Annotated in this window: 1 protein-coding gene and 2 pseudogenes; all 3 read right to left on the bottom strand. The window is 45.9% G+C overall.

Annotated elements, in window-relative coordinates; all coding sequences use genetic code 11:
- Positions 1-189: 189 nt before the first annotated feature.
- Positions 190-315, bottom strand: a pseudogene (locus VV869_RS24270) (ISAs1 family transposase); the annotation flags it as partial.
- 50 nt (positions 316-365) lie between these two features.
- Positions 366-1,492: pseudogene (locus VV869_RS24265) on the bottom strand (ISAs1 family transposase).
- 471 nt (positions 1,493-1,963) lie between these two features.
- Positions 1,964-2,392, bottom strand: a 429-nt coding sequence (locus tag VV869_RS24260) for an ISAs1 family transposase (protein ID WP_337737526.1), incomplete at its 5' end; no start/stop codon positions are given.

The following is a 2,392-nucleotide window of genomic DNA, read 5'->3' as shown; positions in this document are numbered from 1 at the left end:
GTCAGGGTGAGAGCGTGAGTTAACAAATTGTAAAATCACCACATGTAAGGCACGTTGGGATCTACAAATAGAGGGATTTTTAACCATCTGCCCCAGGTGTGAAATGCATGAGGTGTCTAATAATCACTCAACCAGCCCGAGGGAATTCACAGCTGTTCAAAAAGTAAACACATGTGATCTCACCCTGGTTTCTTGGTTACCTTTAACCGCAAGCAGATAATCACCACCACTCTCGATAATGGTTGAAGCGATGTCTTTCTGGATTACTATGACATCAATAGATCGAAGATAATCTTTGATATCCAGTAGCTTAATGGATAACTGATTTTCGCCGACTGGTGTGGGCAGGGCGTCCGCATGAATGGTTAGGATTTAGCCATTGACTTAAATCCGGCCACAAGGACTTGCTCCAAAAAGGCGGGTTTCATCATGCAGCGCTTCTGTTTCATCGGCACGCTAATCTTGGTTGGCTCAGCTCTGAGCATGTTCAGTGCCATGTGCCTCAACCCCGCCAGGTTTTCAGCCGCGTTTTCTCGGTAAATCTGACAAGCATCTTCCCGCATACTCACATCTAAAATCCAGTGAATTGACTCAATGCCCCAGTGGGCGCGGATGGCATTCCCGGCCTGCTCTGGGGTCAACTCGGTTGAACTGATGTAGTAGCGGTACTCCAACTCTGGCTCTTTGCCTTTTGCCGCACGGTAGTTTTCAACCATCACGATGCTGGTCAGTCCGCTCCAAGTGGAGAAGTCCCCCTCCAACTCGCTGGCATCCAGTACATGGCAAGTACGCGCTTCAACCCGGCCCTTTTGCTTTTCGATTTGACAAGTAGTTTTGTCGATCGGGGCGCAACGGTATGGGGTGAAAGCGGCCGTACGGCTGCCGCTAAATTGCCCTGGTTGCCCTTTACTGCCAATAAGTAATCTCCACCCTTACTGGTGATTGCCTTGGCTATCTTGGTCTGGCACGCCATCGCATCAACAGTTACGATAGCGCCTCGTAAGTCGAGCATCTTAATCAGCGCCGGTATTGCGGTGATTTCATTGCTCTTGTTGTCGGTTTTGAGTTGGCCCAATACCAGCTGGTTGGCGCTGGCGTAGGCACTCACCATATGGATGGTGCTTCGTTTGTCGTCTCTGTCATAGGAGCCGCGCAAAGTCTTGCCATCAATGGCAACCACTTCACCACAGGTCAGCTTGTGTATCGCTTTTATCCAGGCCTGAAAACAGTCACGAAACTCGGCGGGATCGATACTCCCAATCAGACGAGCAAAGGTATCATCAACGGGCACACCTTTTTCAAACAGGCTCTGTTTAAGAAACCAATCATGGTGGCCAAGAACGTATTCGCGAATATCGGTCCAGCCTTGACCTCCGGCTATCACGGCGCAGATCGAGCCAAACAAAATATCAAACAGAGGGTAGTCTACTTTTGCGCTTTGTCGTTCGTCACGGATGATGCTGAAATGCTCTTTGATGGTATCGATATTCATGGTCACTCCTCAAAAGAGGAGCATAAGATCACAGTAGGCTCGTTCGGTCAATTTTGATTTAGCGTTGGTTAAAAAATATTCATGATCTTGCCCTGGGGGAGTCCATGTCATTCGTTAGCTACTTAATGAAATATAAGTTATGTCAATCCATTATTATATCTTTTTTTCGATCATTAATTTAATAATAAATTTTATTGTTAGTCGTTGTTTTGTTGAATTATTTGAGGCTAGTATTCTATTTCAAAGGATAGTAATTTTACTTGTAATGATAAATTTTATTTCTGTTGGTGTTGTTTTACTCAAAGGAGTCGATTGGCGTATTAGGAAGAGTAAGATATTGAGAGAGTCTATGTGTTATGTTTTTCTTGCTTTACCTTTCCTAATTATAATGTACGGATCGTTCGTATTAAATGCGGCGAATATATATAATCTTTTGCTTGGGGTTGACAGTCAGGGTGAGAGCGTGAATGCTCATTTTTTGATCACCGCCTTAAAGCCAGCCAATAACACCTTGTCCAGATAAGAGGTATTCATCGCTGCAATGTTCTGTTTGCGGCGGATGCTAGCCTTCTTCGAGGTTTCTGCCCGCAGCATGTTCAGTGCAATATGCCGAAAACAGGCCATGATCTCAGCGGCATCTCCACGGTAAATCTGGCAGGCATCCTCGTTCATTGATGCATCAAGTACCCAGTGCAGGCTATTTTCAATTCCCCAGTGTCCACGCACTGCAGCGGCAAAACGCTCTTTCTCCAACTCAGCAGAGCTGATGTAGTAGCGGTGTTCGAGTGACTCTTTACCTGATTTATCAATGCGATAACCAATGGTAACGCCGATGCTCTTTAGCCCTTTCCAATCAGGAAACTGTTGTACCAACTCACCAGCAGGTAGCACATGATATTC

The organism is Photobacterium sp. MCCC 1A19761 (genome assembly GCF_037389125.1).
Classification (GTDB): domain Bacteria; phylum Pseudomonadota; class Gammaproteobacteria; order Enterobacterales; family Vibrionaceae; genus Photobacterium.
This window is presented reverse-complemented; position numbering and strand designations above follow the sequence as displayed.